Annotated in this window: 18 protein-coding genes and 1 pseudogene; 13 read left to right on the top strand and 6 right to left on the bottom strand. The window is 64.2% G+C overall.

What is annotated here, in order from left to right; genetic code table 11:
- The first annotated feature begins 48 nt into the window (after window positions 1-48).
- Both G552_RS0101650 and G552_RS0101645 read left to right on the top strand, forming a co-directional pair.
- Window positions 49-795 carry an electron transfer flavoprotein subunit beta/FixA family protein gene (locus tag G552_RS0101650; protein ID WP_027881432.1) on the top strand — a complete coding sequence of 249 codons (747 nt, stop codon included), beginning with the start codon at window positions 49-51 and terminating at the stop codon, window positions 793-795.
- A 14-nt stretch (window positions 796-809) separates the two neighbouring features.
- Complete coding sequence (locus G552_RS0101645; RefSeq protein ID WP_027881431.1) at window positions 810-1,748, top strand: electron transfer flavoprotein subunit alpha/FixB family protein; 939 nt, start codon at window positions 810-812, stop codon at window positions 1,746-1,748.
- 64 nt (window positions 1,749-1,812) lie between these two features.
- Here G552_RS0101645 and G552_RS16195 read toward each other — a convergent pair whose 3' ends face one another.
- Together G552_RS16195 and G552_RS0101635 are read right to left on the bottom strand one after the other, a co-directional pair.
- Window positions 1,813-1,974, bottom strand: a complete 162-nt coding sequence (locus tag G552_RS16195; protein WP_156890657.1) for a PxKF domain-containing protein — start codon at window positions 1,972-1,974, stop codon at window positions 1,813-1,815.
- A gap of 76 nt (window positions 1,975-2,050) precedes the next feature.
- Window positions 2,051-2,254: a YgaP family membrane protein gene (locus G552_RS0101635; RefSeq protein WP_027881430.1), complete on the bottom strand. Its 204-nt coding sequence runs from the start codon at window positions 2,252-2,254 to the stop codon at window positions 2,051-2,053.
- A gap of 133 nt (window positions 2,255-2,387) precedes the next feature.
- Here G552_RS0101635 and ilvA point away from each other — a divergent pair, with 133 nt between their 5' ends.
- Complete coding sequence (ilvA, locus tag G552_RS0101630) at window positions 2,388-3,620, top strand: threonine ammonia-lyase (protein WP_027881429.1); 1,233 nt, start codon at window positions 2,388-2,390, stop codon at window positions 3,618-3,620.
- A 3-nt stretch (window positions 3,621-3,623) separates the two neighbouring features.
- Here the strand turns inward: ilvA and pdxH are convergent, their stop codons facing one another.
- Window positions 3,624-4,256: a pyridoxamine 5'-phosphate oxidase gene (gene pdxH / locus G552_RS0101625; protein WP_027881428.1), complete on the bottom strand. Its 633-nt coding sequence runs from the start codon at window positions 4,254-4,256 to the stop codon at window positions 3,624-3,626.
- Window positions 4,257-4,375: 119 nt separating this feature from the next.
- Between pdxH and G552_RS0101620 the strand changes: the two genes are divergently transcribed.
- The 8 genes and pseudogenes from G552_RS0101620 (at window position 4,376) to G552_RS0101590 (ending at window position 10,308) form a co-directional block, all read left to right on the top strand.
- Window positions 4,376-4,660: a hypothetical protein gene (locus G552_RS0101620; protein WP_027881427.1), complete on the top strand. Its 285-nt coding sequence runs from the start codon at window positions 4,376-4,378 to the stop codon at window positions 4,658-4,660.
- Window positions 4,661-4,767: 107 nt separating this feature from the next.
- On the top strand, window positions 4,768-5,742 hold the full coding sequence (locus G552_RS0101615) for a universal stress protein (protein WP_036270122.1): 975 nt from the start codon (window positions 4,768-4,770) through the stop codon (window positions 5,740-5,742).
- A 12-nt stretch (window positions 5,743-5,754) separates the two neighbouring features.
- Complete coding sequence (locus G552_RS0101610) at window positions 5,755-6,192, top strand: universal stress protein (RefSeq protein WP_027881425.1); 438 nt, start codon at window positions 5,755-5,757, stop codon at window positions 6,190-6,192.
- 39 nt (window positions 6,193-6,231) lie between these two features.
- Window positions 6,232-6,318: pseudogene (locus G552_RS17045) on the top strand (CBS domain-containing protein); the annotation flags it as partial.
- 51 nt (window positions 6,319-6,369) lie between these two features.
- A complete protein-coding gene (locus G552_RS0101605; RefSeq protein ID WP_027881424.1) occupies window positions 6,370-7,833 on the top strand; it encodes an SLC13 family permease in 1,464 nt (487 codons plus the stop codon).
- A 14-nt stretch (window positions 7,834-7,847) separates the two neighbouring features.
- Window positions 7,848-9,011 (top strand): VLRF1 family aeRF1-type release factor, encoded by a 1,164-nt coding sequence (locus G552_RS0101600; protein ID WP_027881423.1) that lies wholly within the window; start codon window positions 7,848-7,850, stop codon window positions 9,009-9,011.
- Between the two features lie 53 nt (window positions 9,012-9,064).
- Window positions 9,065-9,820 (top strand): glutaminyl-peptide cyclotransferase, encoded by a 756-nt coding sequence (locus G552_RS0101595; RefSeq protein WP_027881422.1) that lies wholly within the window; start codon window positions 9,065-9,067, stop codon window positions 9,818-9,820.
- Window positions 9,817-10,308, top strand: a complete 492-nt coding sequence (locus tag G552_RS0101590; protein WP_027881421.1) for a DUF192 domain-containing protein — start codon at window positions 9,817-9,819, stop codon at window positions 10,306-10,308. Before G552_RS0101595 ends, G552_RS0101590 begins: the two co-directional genes overlap by 4 nt.
- On the opposite strand, the gene G552_RS0101585 is transcribed toward G552_RS0101590, so the two are convergent.
- Window positions 10,305-11,276, bottom strand: coding sequence for a prohibitin family protein (locus G552_RS0101585; protein WP_027881420.1), 972 nt, complete (start codon window positions 11,274-11,276; stop codon window positions 10,305-10,307). The genes G552_RS0101590 and G552_RS0101585 overlap by 4 nt on opposite strands.
- A 72-nt stretch (window positions 11,277-11,348) precedes the next feature.
- Window positions 11,349-11,570 carry an FmdB family zinc ribbon protein gene (locus G552_RS0101580; protein ID WP_027881419.1) on the bottom strand — a complete coding sequence of 74 codons (222 nt, stop codon included), beginning with the start codon at window positions 11,568-11,570 and terminating at the stop codon, window positions 11,349-11,351.
- A 144-nt stretch (window positions 11,571-11,714) separates the two neighbouring features.
- On the opposite strand from G552_RS0101580, the gene G552_RS0101575 reads away from it, so the two are divergent.
- The gene (locus tag G552_RS0101575; RefSeq protein ID WP_027881418.1) at window positions 11,715-12,257 is read left to right on the top strand and encodes a 5-formyltetrahydrofolate cyclo-ligase; all 543 of its coding nucleotides are present in this window, start codon (window positions 11,715-11,717) and stop codon (window positions 12,255-12,257) included.
- On the opposite strand, the gene G552_RS0101570 is transcribed toward G552_RS0101575, so the two are convergent.
- Window positions 12,254-13,249: a LysM peptidoglycan-binding domain-containing M23 family metallopeptidase gene (locus G552_RS0101570; protein WP_027881417.1), complete on the bottom strand. Its 996-nt coding sequence runs from the start codon at window positions 13,247-13,249 to the stop codon at window positions 12,254-12,256. The genes G552_RS0101575 and G552_RS0101570 overlap by 4 nt on opposite strands.
- A 108-nt stretch (window positions 13,250-13,357) precedes the next feature.
- Between G552_RS0101570 and G552_RS14550 the strand changes: the two genes are divergently transcribed.
- Window positions 13,358-13,599, top strand: a 242-nt coding sequence (locus G552_RS14550; RefSeq protein ID WP_156890656.1) for a helix-turn-helix domain-containing protein, incomplete at its 3' end; no start/stop codon positions are given.

Raw genomic sequence — 13,599 nt, 5'->3', positions numbered from 1 at the left:
CCCCGACCCCAGCTTTTCTCGGGGCACTAATCCAACCCGGAGGCAAGCATGAAATTCCTGGCAGTGATACGGCAAGTTCCAGACGGCGAGTCCCGCCTCAAGATTGAGGGAGGCAGGGTAGACCTTTCCGGTGCAACCCTGATCCTCGACCAGATGGACGAGTGGGCGGTGGAAGAGGTCATCCGACTACAGGAGAAGCACGGTGGGGAGAGCGTGGTGGTGGCCTTGGGCCCCGAGCGGGCAGAAGAGGCCCTGCGGACGGCGCTGGCTATGGGCATCGACCGGGCTGTTCATCTGGTGGCTGAAGGCTACCTCGACCCCATCACCCAGGCCGAGGCTTTGGCCGAGGTGATCCGGGCCGAGGCCCCCACCCTGGTGTTCACCGGCGGCCAGCAGGCCGACTGGGACTCCCAGGCCCTGGGGCCAGCCCTGGCCGAGGCCCTGGGCTGGCCGGTGGTAAGCTGGACCACCCAGATTGAACTCGAGAGCGAGACCCAGGCCAAAGCCCTGCACGACCTCGACGAAGGGGCCGAGCGGGTGCGGGTGGCCCTGCCCGCGGTCTTCACCAGCCAGCAGGGCCTTAACGAGCCGCGCTACCCCACCCTGCCGGGCATCATGAAGGCCAAGCGCAAGGAGCTGAAAAAACTGCCCCTGAGCGCGGCCAGCAAGGCGGAGGTGCTGGAGCAGACCATCCAGGAGCGCACCCGGCTGAACAAGCTGATCGACGGCAAGGACCCAGTGAGCGCGGCCCACGAGCTGGTGCGGCTACTGCACGAGGAAGCCAAGGTTATCTGACGCGGAGGTAAGCGATGATTCTGGTAGTTCTTGAACACGATGGCCAGCGCCTGCGCAAAAGCGCCCTCGAGGCCATTGGCCGCGCCCGTCAGCTCGAGGCTTTAGGCCCGCTCGCGGGTGTGGTCATCGGCGAAAATACCCAGGCTGTGGCCCAGGAGGCCAGCCAGTACCTGCCCACCGTCTATGTGGCCGAGGTAGGGGGCTATACCGCGGAGAAATGGGCCGAGGCGGCCTATGCTGCTGTGCAAAAAAGCGGGGCCCAGGTGGTGATTGCCAGCGGAGGCCGGCAAGGCCGTACCTGGACTGCCCGGCTGGCCTACAGGATGAAGGCCGGGCTGCTGGAGGATACCCTCGAGACCCGCGCCGAGGGTAACCACATTGTGGCCACCCGCTACAGCTTTTTGAACCGGGTTACCGAACGCCAGCGGGCTGCTTTGCCGGTGGTGCTCACCGCCAAGCCCAACACCACCCCCCCGGCCGAACCCCAGGGCAGCGGTGGGGTGGAGGTTTTGAATGTGGCCCTTCCCACCGGGGTGGAGGTGTTGGAGCGGCTGAGCGAACAAAAGAAAGGGGTCTCGCTGACCGAGGCCACCATCGTGGTGACCGGTGGGCGTGGGCTGGGCAGCCCCGAAGCCTTCGCCAAAGTGGAGGAGCTGGCCAGTGTGCTAGGGGCCGCAGTAGGGGCTACCCGGGCAGTGGTGGATGCGGGCTGGCGTCCTTACAGCGAACAGGTGGGCCAGACCGGCAAGACCGTGCAGCCCAATGCCTACATCGCCCTGGCGGTCTCGGGGGCGGTGCAGCACCAGGCCGGTATGAACAAAAGTAAGTACATCGTGGCGGTGAATAAGGACGCCGAAGCTCCCATCTTCAAAATTGCTGACTACGGCATCGTGGGTGATGTGCACCAGGTGCTGCCTGCGCTGATTGAGGCGGCCAAAAAGCTCAAGGATTAGCACAGCGGGCAGGCTCCAAGAAAACCCACCCCAACGGGGGGTGGGTTCAACATTTAGCCCTACCCTACTTCACAAAGTTGAAGTTGGCCCGGTAGGTGGTGCCGTCGGTATAGCGTACCACCACCTGGCGGCAGCTACCGGCCCAGCTCTTCTCGGTTTTCCAGGGGTAGGTGTAGCGGTCTTGCAGCCGTAGGCAGCTTTCCGGAGACAAAGTTTGGGGATTCATCACGTGCTATACACCTTCCCTACCCCGCCGCAAAGCAAAGCCCCGGCCAGAAAGCCGGGGCGGGAAAGGAGTGCGCTCAAGACGCTTTGCCCCTGGTGTTGATCTTTAGCGCTGCCCAGATGGGGCAGAAATTGAGGGTGGCGGTTACGACCATAATCACCCCCAGCAGCCCAAACACCCAGGCCCAGATACCGCTACTGCCAAAAAAGGCGATCAGAAAGAACACTGCCGCCAGAACGTAGCGAACCAGCCGGTCTGTGCTGCCTACATTGGGAACCATAACCCCTCCTTGTTGGAATCAAGCCTAACAACCTGAGCCAGGGACAAATGACCTATATCCAGTCTAAGGCATACAAGCTTACCTAGGCAAAGAAGTGGCCAGATGGACGACTTGTTGTGTATACAATCGGTGCATGTCGGTTGACCTTGAGCACATCTATGCGGCTCGCGAAAGGCTTAGGGGCATTATTGCCGAAACCCCGACGCTGCCCGACCCTTGGGCTTCGGCGGAATTGGGAATACAGCTTTTTGTGAAGGCGGAGTGCTTGCAGCGCAGCGGCTCTTTTAAGCTGCGCGGGGCCTATCACAAAATTGCCGCGCTTACACCGGAGGAAAAGGCTCGAGGGGTCATTGCCCCTTCCGCGGGCAACCATGCGCAGGGGGTGGCCCTGGCGGCCTCACTCCAGGGTATCCGATCGGTCATCGTGATGCCTCAGCACGCGCCCCTGACCAAGGTGACGGCCACCCGCCGCTATGGGGCCGAGGTAGTGCTGCATGGGGCCAGCTTTGACGATGCCGAGGCCTATGCCCGGCATCTTCAGCAGCAGTACGGTTATACCTACGTACACGCCTTCAACGACGAAAAAATCATTGCTGGCCAGGGTACCATTGGCCTCGAGCTGCTGGAGGCACTGCCCAACCTGGATGTGCTGGTGGTGCCCATTGGCGGAGGTGGACTGATTGGGGGGATTGCCACCGCTATTAAGGCTTTGCGTCCGCAGGTGCACATCCTGGGGGTGCAGGCTGCGGGCTGCGCTCCGGTTAACCCTTCGCTTCAGGCGGGGCATCCGGTGAGTGTCCCGGTAGCCCAGACTATTGCCGATGGCATCGCGGTCAAGCGCCCGGGTGACCTAACCTTGCCCTTGATCCAGCGCTACGTCGATGGTGTGGTGGAGGTATCCGACGACGAGATCGCTCGCGGCATCGCCCACTGCGTGCAAAACCTCAAGCTGGTGGTGGAGGGGGCCGGGGCCGCGGGGATGGGAGCGATTTTGGCGGGCAAGGTGCCTCTTGAGCCGGGTCAGACCGTGGCTACCGTGCTGTGCGGGGGCAACATCGATGGCAACCTGCTTTCGCGGGTGATTGAGCAGGTGATGGTGCGGCAAGGCCGCTACCTGTTGCTCAAGCTCTCGATTGTGGATCGCCCCGGGGCTTTGGCGCGGGTCATCGATCTGGTGGCCGATGTTGGGGCCAACATCGTGGACGTATTCCACCGCCGAGCCCTCTGGCTGGCGCCATTGGGCAAGGTGGGGGTAGAGCTGGTGCTGGAGGTGCGGGATGCCCAGCACGGCCAGGAGGTGGTGGCCTGCCTCGAGCGGGCGGGCTACGCGGTGGAGCGTGAGCAGGTAGGGGTCTGGCCCGACTGAGCCTCAGGGAGCCAGTCGCTGGATTTTCCAGGTACCATCGAGCTGTAGGCGGTAGAGCAGTCGGTCGTGAAGCCGGCTGGGACGGCCCTGCCAGAATTCGAAAGCATCAGGCCGCAGGCGGTAGCCACCCCAGTAGGCTGGGCGGGGAACACGCTCAGGATAGCGGGCCCTGAGCTCGGCAATGCGCGCCTCGAGTTCTTCCCGGCTGGCAATTACCTGGCTCTGTGGGCTGGCCACTGCGCCGAGCTGGCTTTCGTAGGGGCGGCTAGCGAAGTACTCGTCGGATAGTTCGGCCTCGAGCCGCTCGACCTGGCCTTCCACCCGCACCTGCCGTTCGAGGGGAGGCCACCAGAAATTCAGGCAGGCCCAGGGGTTGACGGCTAGTTCCCGCCCTTTGCGGCTTTGGTAATTGCTGAAGAATACCAGACCCCCCTCGTCCAACCCCCGCAACAGCACCACCCGGCTGCTGGGTCGTCCGTTCTCGCCCACGGTGGAGAGGGTCATGCCGTGGGGTTCATAAAGGTGGGCCTCTATGGCCTCGCGCAACCAGCGCTCGAGCTGACGAAAGGGGTTGGGGTCGGCCTCTTGCTCGAGCAGGGTGCCGTAGGTGTAGTCGCTGCGAAGATCGCGAAGCATGGTTCCATTATGGCCGGGGTGCGGGTGACCACCATTGCCCAACCCACCCTTGAGGGGACAAGTGGCCCTTGTGTTCTGGGCTACCCTGAGGAGGGCTAGTTGGTTGGGAGAGGGAGAAGATGTTCTACTGGAAGTTCAGCGATGGCACCGTGATCCATAGCCATGCCTGGGTGGAAGGGCATAGCCCCTTTGCCCAGCACCTGCGGCAGGAGCTGCTTAGCCTGGTTTATGGCTGCGGGCCTTTGGTGTGGCTAAGCCCCGGTGTACACGCAATAAAGCTCGAGCCCCTTTCCGATGAGCTGCTGGCCTTGTGGCTCGAACAGGAGGCCAGGTGCTATGACCTTAGCCTTGTTGAGACCGATTTTGTGGCCAACCAACCCCTGCTCGAGGGGACAGCCTCCTAGCCTCAAGGAGACCAGCGCCCCTGGGCAGCCGAAGGGTTGGGGACTATGCTACAGGTGTTTAAGGGCTGTATTTTCCAGCGGCCTTTGGAACAGGGAAGGAGGGGGGTGTGTACCAACGAATCTTGCTTCCCATCGATGGCTCTACTCCCAGTGAGCAGGCCGCGGCGGTAGGGCTAGCCTTGGCCCGACGGCTGGGGGCTAGGGTGGTGCTGGTGCACGTGGTGGAGCCTCAGCGCTACCGCGAGTTGGGCAACTATACAGAAGCCCTGGAACAGGCCCGTACGGTAGGCCAGGCTTTGCTCGAGCAGTGGGCCCATAGGGCCAAGCGCCAGAAGGTGGCCTGGGCCACGCAGCGCACCAGTACCCAGCCAGAAAGCCGCCCTGGGGTGGCGGAAGCCCTGATAGACGCCGGTGTCGCCCACGGCTGCGACCTGGTGGTGATGGGGACGCATGGGCGCACGGGTCTGCCCAGGCTGTTGTTGGGCAGTGTGGCCGAGCGCATGGCCCGCCTGGCGCCCACCCCCCTCTTGCTGGTGCGGCCAGGCCGCGAGAAACCCACCCTATTCAAGCGTATTCTGCTGGCCTACGACGGCAGTGCCTACAGCGAGCGGGCGCTGCAGCATGCCGATGCCCTGGCCGAGGCGTTAGGGGCCCAACTCTGGATAGTGCATGTGGTGCCCGACCTGGCCCAGCTCTACCTGAGCGCCGGGCGGGCCTGGAGGTTCGATCCGCAGCAGCTCGAGGCCCAGCTAGCCCAGGAGCAGCAGCGTTTGCGCGAGCAAGGGGCGTTCATTCTGCAGGAGGCCCTAAAGCAGTGCAGGCAGCGCAAGAAGGCCCAGACCCTACTGCGGGAGGCCAGTCGGCACCTCATAGGGGAACGCATCCGCGAGGCTGCAGAGGAGGTAAAGGCCGAGCTGATCGTGATGGGCACCCACGGGCACACGGGGTTGCGTAAGTTCCTCCTGGGCAGTGTGGCTGAGGATGTGGTCCAGCAGGCCATGCGGCCTGTGTTGCTGGTACGCAACCCGGCTACCTTGGCCCATCCCGACGAGACCCACCTACCCCCACCGGGGGAGCGTTGAAAGGAGGCTAAGATGTACAAGCGTATTCTGATACCAACCGATGGGAGCGCTCCTAGCGAGGCGGCGGTCAAGGCTGGCCTCGAGCTGGCCAAAAGCTTGCAGGCGGAGGCCACCCTACTTTATGTGGTCGAGCCGGTGCTCACCCGGATTATGATCGGCCCCGAGACGGTGCCCTACTATGCCGACCTCAGCCGCGACCTCGAGGCTGCCGGCAAGGAGGCCTTGGAGCGGGCTGAAGGCTTTGCCCAGTACCTGGGGGTGCCCGTCCGGCGCGAACTCAAGCAGGGCAGCGCGCCTCAGGTCATTGTGGAGGAGGCCGCGGCGCACGACCTGGTGGTCATGGGCACCCATGGGCGCACCGGATTGGATCGGCTCTTGCTGGGCTCAGTGACCCAGAAGGTCTTGCAGAAGTGCCCCAAACCCGTGCTAGTGGTGCGGATGCCGGGTTGATGACTCCGAAGCGCTGCCTGCCTACGAAAGGGGCTTTCGATGAAGGCCAAAGAGATCATGGCCAGGCCAGTTGTTACCGTCTTGCCCAAGACCCCGCTGGGTGAGGTGGCCCAGACGATGCTCGAGCACCGCATCCCGCTACGACCTGCTCAAGGTGATGCAGCAGGAGCAAGGTTCATGAGAAGCCACCCTGGCCCATCCCCAAACCCAAAGGCTTCCCCCTGGCGCTGGATGGCCCTCGGCCTGGGGCCGCTGGCCTGTGGGCTGGTGCTGCTCTTTCCGCCACCCTCGGGGCTGGGCCTCGAGGCCTGGCGCCTGGTGGGCCTGGCGGCCTGGATGGTGCTGTGGTGGACGGCGGAGGCAGTTCCCCTGCCGGTCACCGCCTTGCTGCCCATTCCCTTGATGCCCCTGTTGGGCATCGCCCCGGAGGTTTCGCTGGCGGCCCAGTATGGCCACCCCCTGATCTTCTTGTTCCTGGGCGGCTTTCTGATTGGACAGGGGTTGCAGCGCTGGGGCGTACACCGGCGCATCGCGCTCTTCATCGTGCTGCGGTTGGGCGGAGGCCCGGGCGGTCTTCTGGGCGGCTTTATGCTGGCCACGGCCTTTCTCTCCATGTGGATCTCCAATACCGCTACCGCAGTGATGATGTTTGCGGTGGGGTTGGCGGTGATCCAGTCCCTGAGCAGCGTGGCTTCGGCGGCCCAGACCCAGCGCTTTGGGGTGGCCTTGATGCTGACCATCGCCTATTCGGCCTCGATAGGTGGGGTGGGTACCCTGATCGGCACCCCACCCAACGCCCTGCTGGCAGCCTACCTGAGGGAGCAGGGCCATACCCTGGATATGCAACGCTGGTTCTGGATTGGGCTGCCCTTCGTGGCCCTGATGCTGCCGCTGGCCTGGCTCTGGCTCAGCCAGGTGCAGTTTCCCTTGCGGGGGCTGCCCTGGGCCGACCTGCGCGGGGCCATCCGCCAGGAGTACGCCGCCATCGGCCCGATGGGCCAGGCCGAGCGCTGGGTGCTGGGGGTCTTTGGACTGGCCGTGCTGGGCTGGGTGCTGCGCCCGCAGCTAGCCGCCTGGCTGGGCCTGCCCCTTTCCGACTCCGCTGTGGCCTTGCTGGCGGCTTTGCTGCTGTTTGTGCTGCCGGCTCCGGGGGGGCGGCTTCTGGACTGGGAGAGCGCCCTGAAGCTGCCCTGGGGCGTGCTGCTGCTGTTTGGCGGTGGGCTGGCCCTGGCCGCGGCCTTCGAGGCCACTGGGCTTTCAGCCTGGATTGGGAAGGCCCTAGCGGGGCTGGGGGGGCTACCGCTGTGGGCGGTGGTGTTGGTGGTGGCGGCGGTGGTGCTCTTCCTGACCGAGCTGACCTCCAATACCGCGGTGGCGGCCACTTTTCTGCCGGTGATGGGGGCTTTGGCGGTGGGGCTGGGGGTGGATGTGCGGCTCCTGACCATCCCGGTGGCACTGGCAGCCTCGGCGGCCTTCATGCTGCCGGTGGCCACACCGCCCAACGCCATCGTTTTCGCCTACGAAGGGCTGCGCATCCCCCACATGGTGCGGGCCGGACTGGCCCTCAACCTGGCGACCATTCTGGTGGTGGGGCTGATTCTCTTTACCTTTGGCCGCTGGGGCCTGGGCATTGGGTTTTAATGGAAGGAGGCTTTATGCTGAACAAAGCGCAGATCACCTACATGAAGCAAAACATCGCCGCGCATCCGGCCCCGGTGTTGTCGCTGTACCTGAGCGTCAACCCGGCCAACCCCGACAACAGCGGTAAAGCCTACGTGCTGCGGGCCAAGGAGGCCCTGGAGCGCCTCGAGGTGCCCCCAGCCTTGAGCAAGAAGGTGGTGGAGCAACTCCAGCACTACATTCCCCAGGGCCGCACGCGGGCGCTTTTTGTGGCCGAGGATATGTTCGAGGACTACCACCTGCAGGTCGAGCTGCCCCTGCTCGAGCCCCGCAGCGGGGTGGAGGCCCACTGGGGCCCGCCCTACCTGGCCCCCCTGCTCTTCGCCCTCGACGAGTACCAGCGCTACGGCGTGGTGTACATGAACCAGGAACGCCTGCGCTTCTTCGAGGTTTTTCTGGGCGAGATTGAGGAGTTGGCCGATGCTCTTCGCCCGCTCGACACCCACAACTGGCGCTATTTGGGCGAGGACCGCACCGGCACTCCAGGCCGCAGCGCCTCGCCGGCCCTTGGCAATGGCGGTATTCCGGCCCGGGGCGGCTCGGGCAAGGACAAGTTCCAGCGGCGGGTGGACGAGTGGAGCCAGCGCTTCTTCCGCGAGGCCGGGGCCATTTTGCAGCAGCAGATGGCCGAACGGGGCCAGCAACGCCTGATTCTGCTAGGAGCCCCCGAGGAGGCCCAGGCCCTTTTGCCAGGGCCGGTGGCGGAGAAGGTGGTGGCGGTGCTGCCGCCGTTGCATACCCCGGTGCCCAGCCCGGCGGAGGTACTCAAGGCGGTCTCTCCGACGATTGAGCAGGTGGAGCGCCGGGAGGAGGAGGCCTTGCTGGATGCGGTGCGGGAGAAAGGGGTGGGCGGCCTCGAGCAGGTGCTGGCTTTGCTACAGGAAGGGCGTTTGCAGTACGTGCTGGTACCCTGGAGCCTCTCGGAAAAGGCCTGGCGCTGTGGGGATGGCTGGGTGGGTAGCAGCCCCCAGGCTGCCCAGGCCCACTGCCCGAACCAGCCGGTGGAAGAGGTTGAACTCAAGCGGGTGCTGCCCGAGCTGGCGGCCCGCTACGGTACCAAGCTGGAGTTCGTGCGAGGCGAAGCCGAACAGCGTTTACGCCACGACCTGGGCCACCTGGCTGGTATGCCCCGCTGGTAGCCCCCGAGAAGGCCCACTCATTCATCTTGTGGTTCATGCGCTAAGGTAGAGCTGTGGCAAGAGCCTTGGCCTTTTTAGCCTTTTTGTTGCTTCCGGCCCTGGCCCAGGTGCCGGTCTGGGGGTTCCGGGTGGTCAACACCTACCCCCACGATCCCACCGCCTTTACCCAGGGCCTGGTCTACCACAACGGCTACCTTTATGAAGGTACCGGCCTATACGGCCAGTCCAGCCTGCGCAAGGTGGATCTGAAGACCGGGCAGGTTTTGCAGCGCCGGATGCTGCCCAGCCAGTACTTCGGCGAGGGGATCACCATCTTCCAAAACCGCCTCTACCAGCTCACCTGGCAGAACCGGGAGGGCTTTATCTACGACCTCAGTTTCAACCCACTGGGCCGTTTTACCTACGATACCGAGGGCTGGGGCCTGACCCACGACGGCCAGCGCCTAATCATGTCGGATGGCTCGGCCCGCTTGTTCTTCCTGAACCCCCGAACCTTACGGCCCGAACGCACCTTGGTGGTGCGGGCAGACGGCCAGCCGGTGGAACGGCTCAACGAGCTGGAGTATATCCAGGGCCGCATCTGGGCCAACGTTTGGATGACCCGCCGCATTGCCATCATTCACCCTGCGAGCGGCCAGGTGGAAGCCTGGCTCGACCTGACCGGCCTGGTACTTTTGGCCCAGGCCCGCAACCCCAACCCCGATGCGGTGCTCAATGGCATTGCCTACGATGCCCAGAACAACCGCCTGTTTGTCACCGGTAAACTCTGGCCCTTTTTGTTCGAGATAGAAGTGGTGCGCAACCCATGAACCGTGGTCGTCTGCGCGTTTTTGGCCTGGGTCTGTTGGCTTTGGCGGTAGCGGTGGCTACCGGGGGGTATTTCTGGGCTGGGCAGCTTTTACGGGCTCGAGCCCCTCGGCCCGATACCCTCTCCCCTCGGAGCGTCGTCGTGGTGGGGGGAGAAGAACTGATGGTCTACCGTTTTACCAGCCCCTTGCAGCAGCCGGGGTTGGCCCGGCGCAGCCTAAAGCCAGGCCAGGGCATCTTGTACACCTTCGCCCAGGCTCAGGACGAGGCCTGGAGCGCTCGAGGTCTGCACATTCCAGTCTCGGTGGCCTTTCTCGACCGCCAGGGTACCATCCTGACCATCCTGGACCTCGAGCCCTGTCCCCAAGGGCCCGCCTGCCCGAGCTACAACCCTGGGGTGGTCTACCGGCAGGTGCTGGAGGTTCCCCGGGGCTGGTTCGCTGCCCATGGCCTAGGCCCTGGTGGGGTGGTGCGGCTGCAAGCCCCTTAGCGCTCTGGGGCGGGGGCCGGCTGGGGTTGGGAGAGGTTTTGCAGGCTGCGCAGATCGAGCAGAAAGTTGCCGGTGCTGGGAATCAGGATGGTGTTGATGTTGGGGGCTAGCTTTTCCGCCACGGTGAGCTGGATCACCTGAGGGCTTTGCCGCAGGGCCTCACCGCGCAGCCGGATGGCCTGGGCCTCGCCCTCGGCCCGCAGGATGGCCGCATCGCGCTCGCCCTTAGCCTGAACCACCGCCCGCTGGGCGGCGATCTCGGCCTGCTGACGCCGGTTAATCTCGACCTGTACTTGCTGTTCGGCGGTCTGCTTTTCCTCGATCACCTTGGCCACCGAGGGGGGGATGTCGATGCGACGCAGCAACACTGAGATTAGCTCGATGTGCTGTTCTTCCAAGGCTTCCCGCAGTTCCTTGGTTACGGCAGCCTCGAGCTGGGTACGTTGGGTGCTGATGAGCTCGGCAGCGTTGAACAGACCCACCGCATCGCGCACCTTGCTGCGAATCTGGGGCACAATCAGGGTCTCGAGGTAACCTGGCCCCAGGTTGCGGTGCAGCGCAGGGGCCTCGCTGCGCTTAATGCGATACTGCACCGTTACATCTACCCCGATGTCCAGCCCTTCCTTGCTGCGGGCGGTAATGGCGTCCTCACCTGGGGTAGAGGTGCCCGTAGGGGCTGGCCCTTTGGCCAGGGTCACTTCCTTGAGCCTGGCGTCGTAGAGCACCACGCTTTGGATGCCAGGGATGATGATGCGGAAGCCCTCGCCTAAAGGGGTGGGCTGTACCCCACCAAACACGTTGAACACCACCCCTACATGCCCCGCGGGAACCACCACAAAGCTTTGCGAGATAGCCGCCAGGGCCAGCCCCCCCAGCAGAAGGGGTATCCCTAAGGCACGGCGGGCCCCACCCTGGGCCAGCAACACAATGCCCAGAACCGCTGCCGCGATGCCAAAAAGCAAAATCATGCCCATCTACCTCCTTCGGTCAACGCCTACAGTATCGGGGAAGAAGGGCGATAGGGGTAGATGGGCCTAGGACTAGTCGGCAGCCTCGCTGCTGCTTTCCTTAGACGGTTTGCTGCTCTGTTTGGAGTCTTTGATGTACCAGCCCGAACCCTTGAAGACCACCGCCGGGGCAAAGATGAGCCGTTTGATGGGGGCCCCGGTCTCGGGGTGGTGGGTGTAGGCCGGCTCATGGAAGCTTTGCTCGAACTCGTACTGTTCACCGGTCTCGAGGTTCTGGTAGACGTACCTGGGCATAACCGACTCCTAGAAGAAAGCCTCGAGGGGACACCCCTCGTAGCAGGTATTTTGACAGAGAAAGGCTCAGAGCGTCAATAGATATCCTGGGGGGATATGCTCCTCTCCCCATCGTCGGGTAGAGTCAGAACTGTGCAAACCCCCATGGGCAAACCCGAGCTTCGGCGCTGGGCCAAGGCGGTGCGCAGCAGCCTACCCATACCGGTCCTCTCAGCCCAACTCAACCGACATCTAGCCGCCTTTTTGGCCGCGCGGGGGATACGGCACATTTTGCTTTACAGCGCTTTTGGCTCCGAACTCGACCCTGCCGGGCTACAGCAGCTCTACCCCGCGACCTACTACCTACCCCGGGCCCAGGCTTATCAGCTCGAGGTTCACCCGTTGCCCTGCCGCCTGGTGCAGCACCGCTATGGCTTCTGGGAGCCGGCCCCAGACACCCCTATGGTGCCTCCCGCTCGCCTCGAGGCGGTGTTGGTGCCGGGGCTGGCCTTCGACCGGGAGGGACACCGCCTGGGCTACGGCCAGGGCTTCTACGATCGCTTTTTGCGGCAGCTCGAGGCCCGGATACTCACTGTGGGCCTCACCGCTGAGGCCCTGCTCCTGCCCAGGCTGCCCCACGACCCCTGGGACGTGCCAGTGCGCTTCCTGGCCACCGAACAGGGGGTGCGGGAAGCCCTAGTAGTCTAGGGGGCCTCGAGGTACCAGGGGGCGGGGTTGGTGGGCACCCCGTGTACCCGAATTTCAAAGTGCAGGTGGGGTCCATTGGAAAGGCCGGTGTTGCCGGAGTAGCCCAGTAGCTCGCCGGGGCGAACCCGTTGCCCAGGCTCTACGGCCAGGCGCGAGAGGTGCCAGTAGCCGCTGCACACCCCCAGGCCATGGTTCAGCACCACAGCCCCACCGCGCACCTCCAGTTTCTCGGCCAGGGCCACCACCCCCGGGGCCGGGGCGTAGACTGGGGTACCCTCCGGTACGCCGTAGTCGATGCCCTCGTGGTAGCCGTAGCTAGCCCCCCCATCGTAGCTGCGGCGGGTGCCGAAGGGGTCGGTGATGCGCTGGCTCTGGACGGGCCTGCGGAAGGGGCCTTGCCAGTGCTGGGGTTCCTGCGGGTTACAAGCCGCCAGTACCCGCTGCCGCTCGGCCCGCAGCCGCTCGGGTACCAGCAGGGCCTGGCGCTCGGGGGGGAGTTGCAAAACGTAGCGCCCGTAGTTGCCCGCAACCACCCGAACCTCGAGCCTAAGGCGCTGGCCTTCAAGTTGCAGCAAGGCGGGGTAGACCCCCGGGGCCTGTAAGGCTGGCACCGGCAGTAGCACTCGGTTCTGCTGAATAGGGTAGCGGCTTCCCCAAAAGTGCACACTGCCCTCCACGGCTTGCGGGGCCTGGAGGCGCAGCACGGCCAGGTGGCCCTGGAGGGTCTGGCGGGGCCACTCCAGGGCCTCCAGGGGGGGTAAAGGCCGGACGAGGCGGTGTCGGGCAACCTCGGGCGATCCCCCCAGGCGCAGAACCTGCCCTACCTGCAGCCGGGTGGGGTCAGAGATGTTGTTCAACACTTGCAGGGCCTCTACCGTGGTGTTGTAGCGCTGGGCGATGCGGTAAAGCGTCTCGCCGGGCTGGACGGTGTGGGTGTTCTGGGCCAGGGCAAGGGCCAGCAGAAGAAAAAGCAGGAAAGGCCAGCGATGCATGAACCCAGTCTAGCCCCTTGGTCCAAGAGCATGAACCTGGACAAACACATGTGAGACTCTAAGCTGGGATAAAAAGAGGGGAACCAACCAAGAAAGGAGGTTCCCCAGGTGCAGTTTACCACCGTTGGCCGAGAGATATGGCAAGGCGCTAGACAAGCACAGAGGCTGGCCGAGGCCAAAGCAGGCGACCCAGAGGTCAAGGAACGTCTGCGCAAGCTCCGACTGGTCAAAGCCCTGCGTGAAAGTAAAAAGAGCTGGAAGGAGATCCAGGACCTGGTCGGGATCAGCCGGGCCACCTACCACCGCTGGAAAAAAGCCCTAAAAGAAAAGGGCCTGGCCGGACTCAAACC

The organism is Meiothermus rufus DSM 22234 (genome assembly GCF_000423425.1).
GTDB classification, from domain to species: domain Bacteria; phylum Deinococcota; class Deinococci; order Deinococcales; family Thermaceae; genus Meiothermus; species Meiothermus rufus.
This window is presented reverse-complemented; position numbering and strand designations above follow the sequence as displayed.

Excerpts from the sequence above, each read along its gene's own strand:
- G552_RS0101635 (WP_027881430.1), bottom strand. The coding sequence starts at position 2,254 with ATGGTTCCCAATGTAGGCAGCACAGACCGGCTGGTTCGCTACGTTCTG.
- G552_RS0101605 (WP_027881424.1), top strand. The coding sequence starts at position 6,370 with ATGAGAAGCCACCCTGGCCCATCCCCAAACCCAAAGGCTTCCCCCTGG.
- G552_RS0101645 (WP_027881431.1), top strand. The coding sequence starts at position 810 with ATGATTCTGGTAGTTCTTGAACACGATGGCCAGCGCCTGCGCAAAAGC.
- G552_RS0101580 (WP_027881419.1), bottom strand. The coding sequence starts at position 11,570 with ATGCCCAGGTACGTCTACCAGAACCTCGAGACCGGTGAACAGTACGAG.
- G552_RS0101575 (WP_027881418.1), top strand. The coding sequence starts at position 11,715 with ATGGGCAAACCCGAGCTTCGGCGCTGGGCCAAGGCGGTGCGCAGCAGC.
- G552_RS0101585 (WP_027881420.1), bottom strand. The coding sequence starts at position 11,276 with ATGATTTTGCTTTTTGGCATCGCGGCAGCGGTTCTGGGCATTGTGTTG.
- G552_RS0101610 (WP_027881425.1), top strand. The coding sequence starts at position 5,755 with ATGTACAAGCGTATTCTGATACCAACCGATGGGAGCGCTCCTAGCGAG.
- pdxH (WP_027881428.1), bottom strand. The coding sequence starts at position 4,256 with ATGCTTCGCGATCTTCGCAGCGACTACACCTACGGCACCCTGCTCGAG.
- G552_RS0101620 (WP_027881427.1), top strand. The coding sequence starts at position 4,376 with ATGTTCTACTGGAAGTTCAGCGATGGCACCGTGATCCATAGCCATGCC.
- G552_RS0101590 (WP_027881421.1), top strand. The coding sequence starts at position 9,817 with ATGAACCGTGGTCGTCTGCGCGTTTTTGGCCTGGGTCTGTTGGCTTTG.
- ilvA (WP_027881429.1), top strand. The coding sequence starts at position 2,388 with ATGTCGGTTGACCTTGAGCACATCTATGCGGCTCGCGAAAGGCTTAGG.
- G552_RS16195 (WP_156890657.1), bottom strand. The coding sequence starts at position 1,974 with ATGAATCCCCAAACTTTGTCTCCGGAAAGCTGCCTACGGCTGCAAGAC.
- G552_RS0101650 (WP_027881432.1), top strand. The coding sequence starts at position 49 with ATGAAATTCCTGGCAGTGATACGGCAAGTTCCAGACGGCGAGTCCCGC.
- G552_RS0101600 (WP_027881423.1), top strand. The coding sequence starts at position 7,848 with ATGCTGAACAAAGCGCAGATCACCTACATGAAGCAAAACATCGCCGCG.
- G552_RS0101570 (WP_027881417.1), bottom strand. The coding sequence starts at position 13,249 with ATGCATCGCTGGCCTTTCCTGCTTTTTCTTCTGCTGGCCCTTGCCCTG.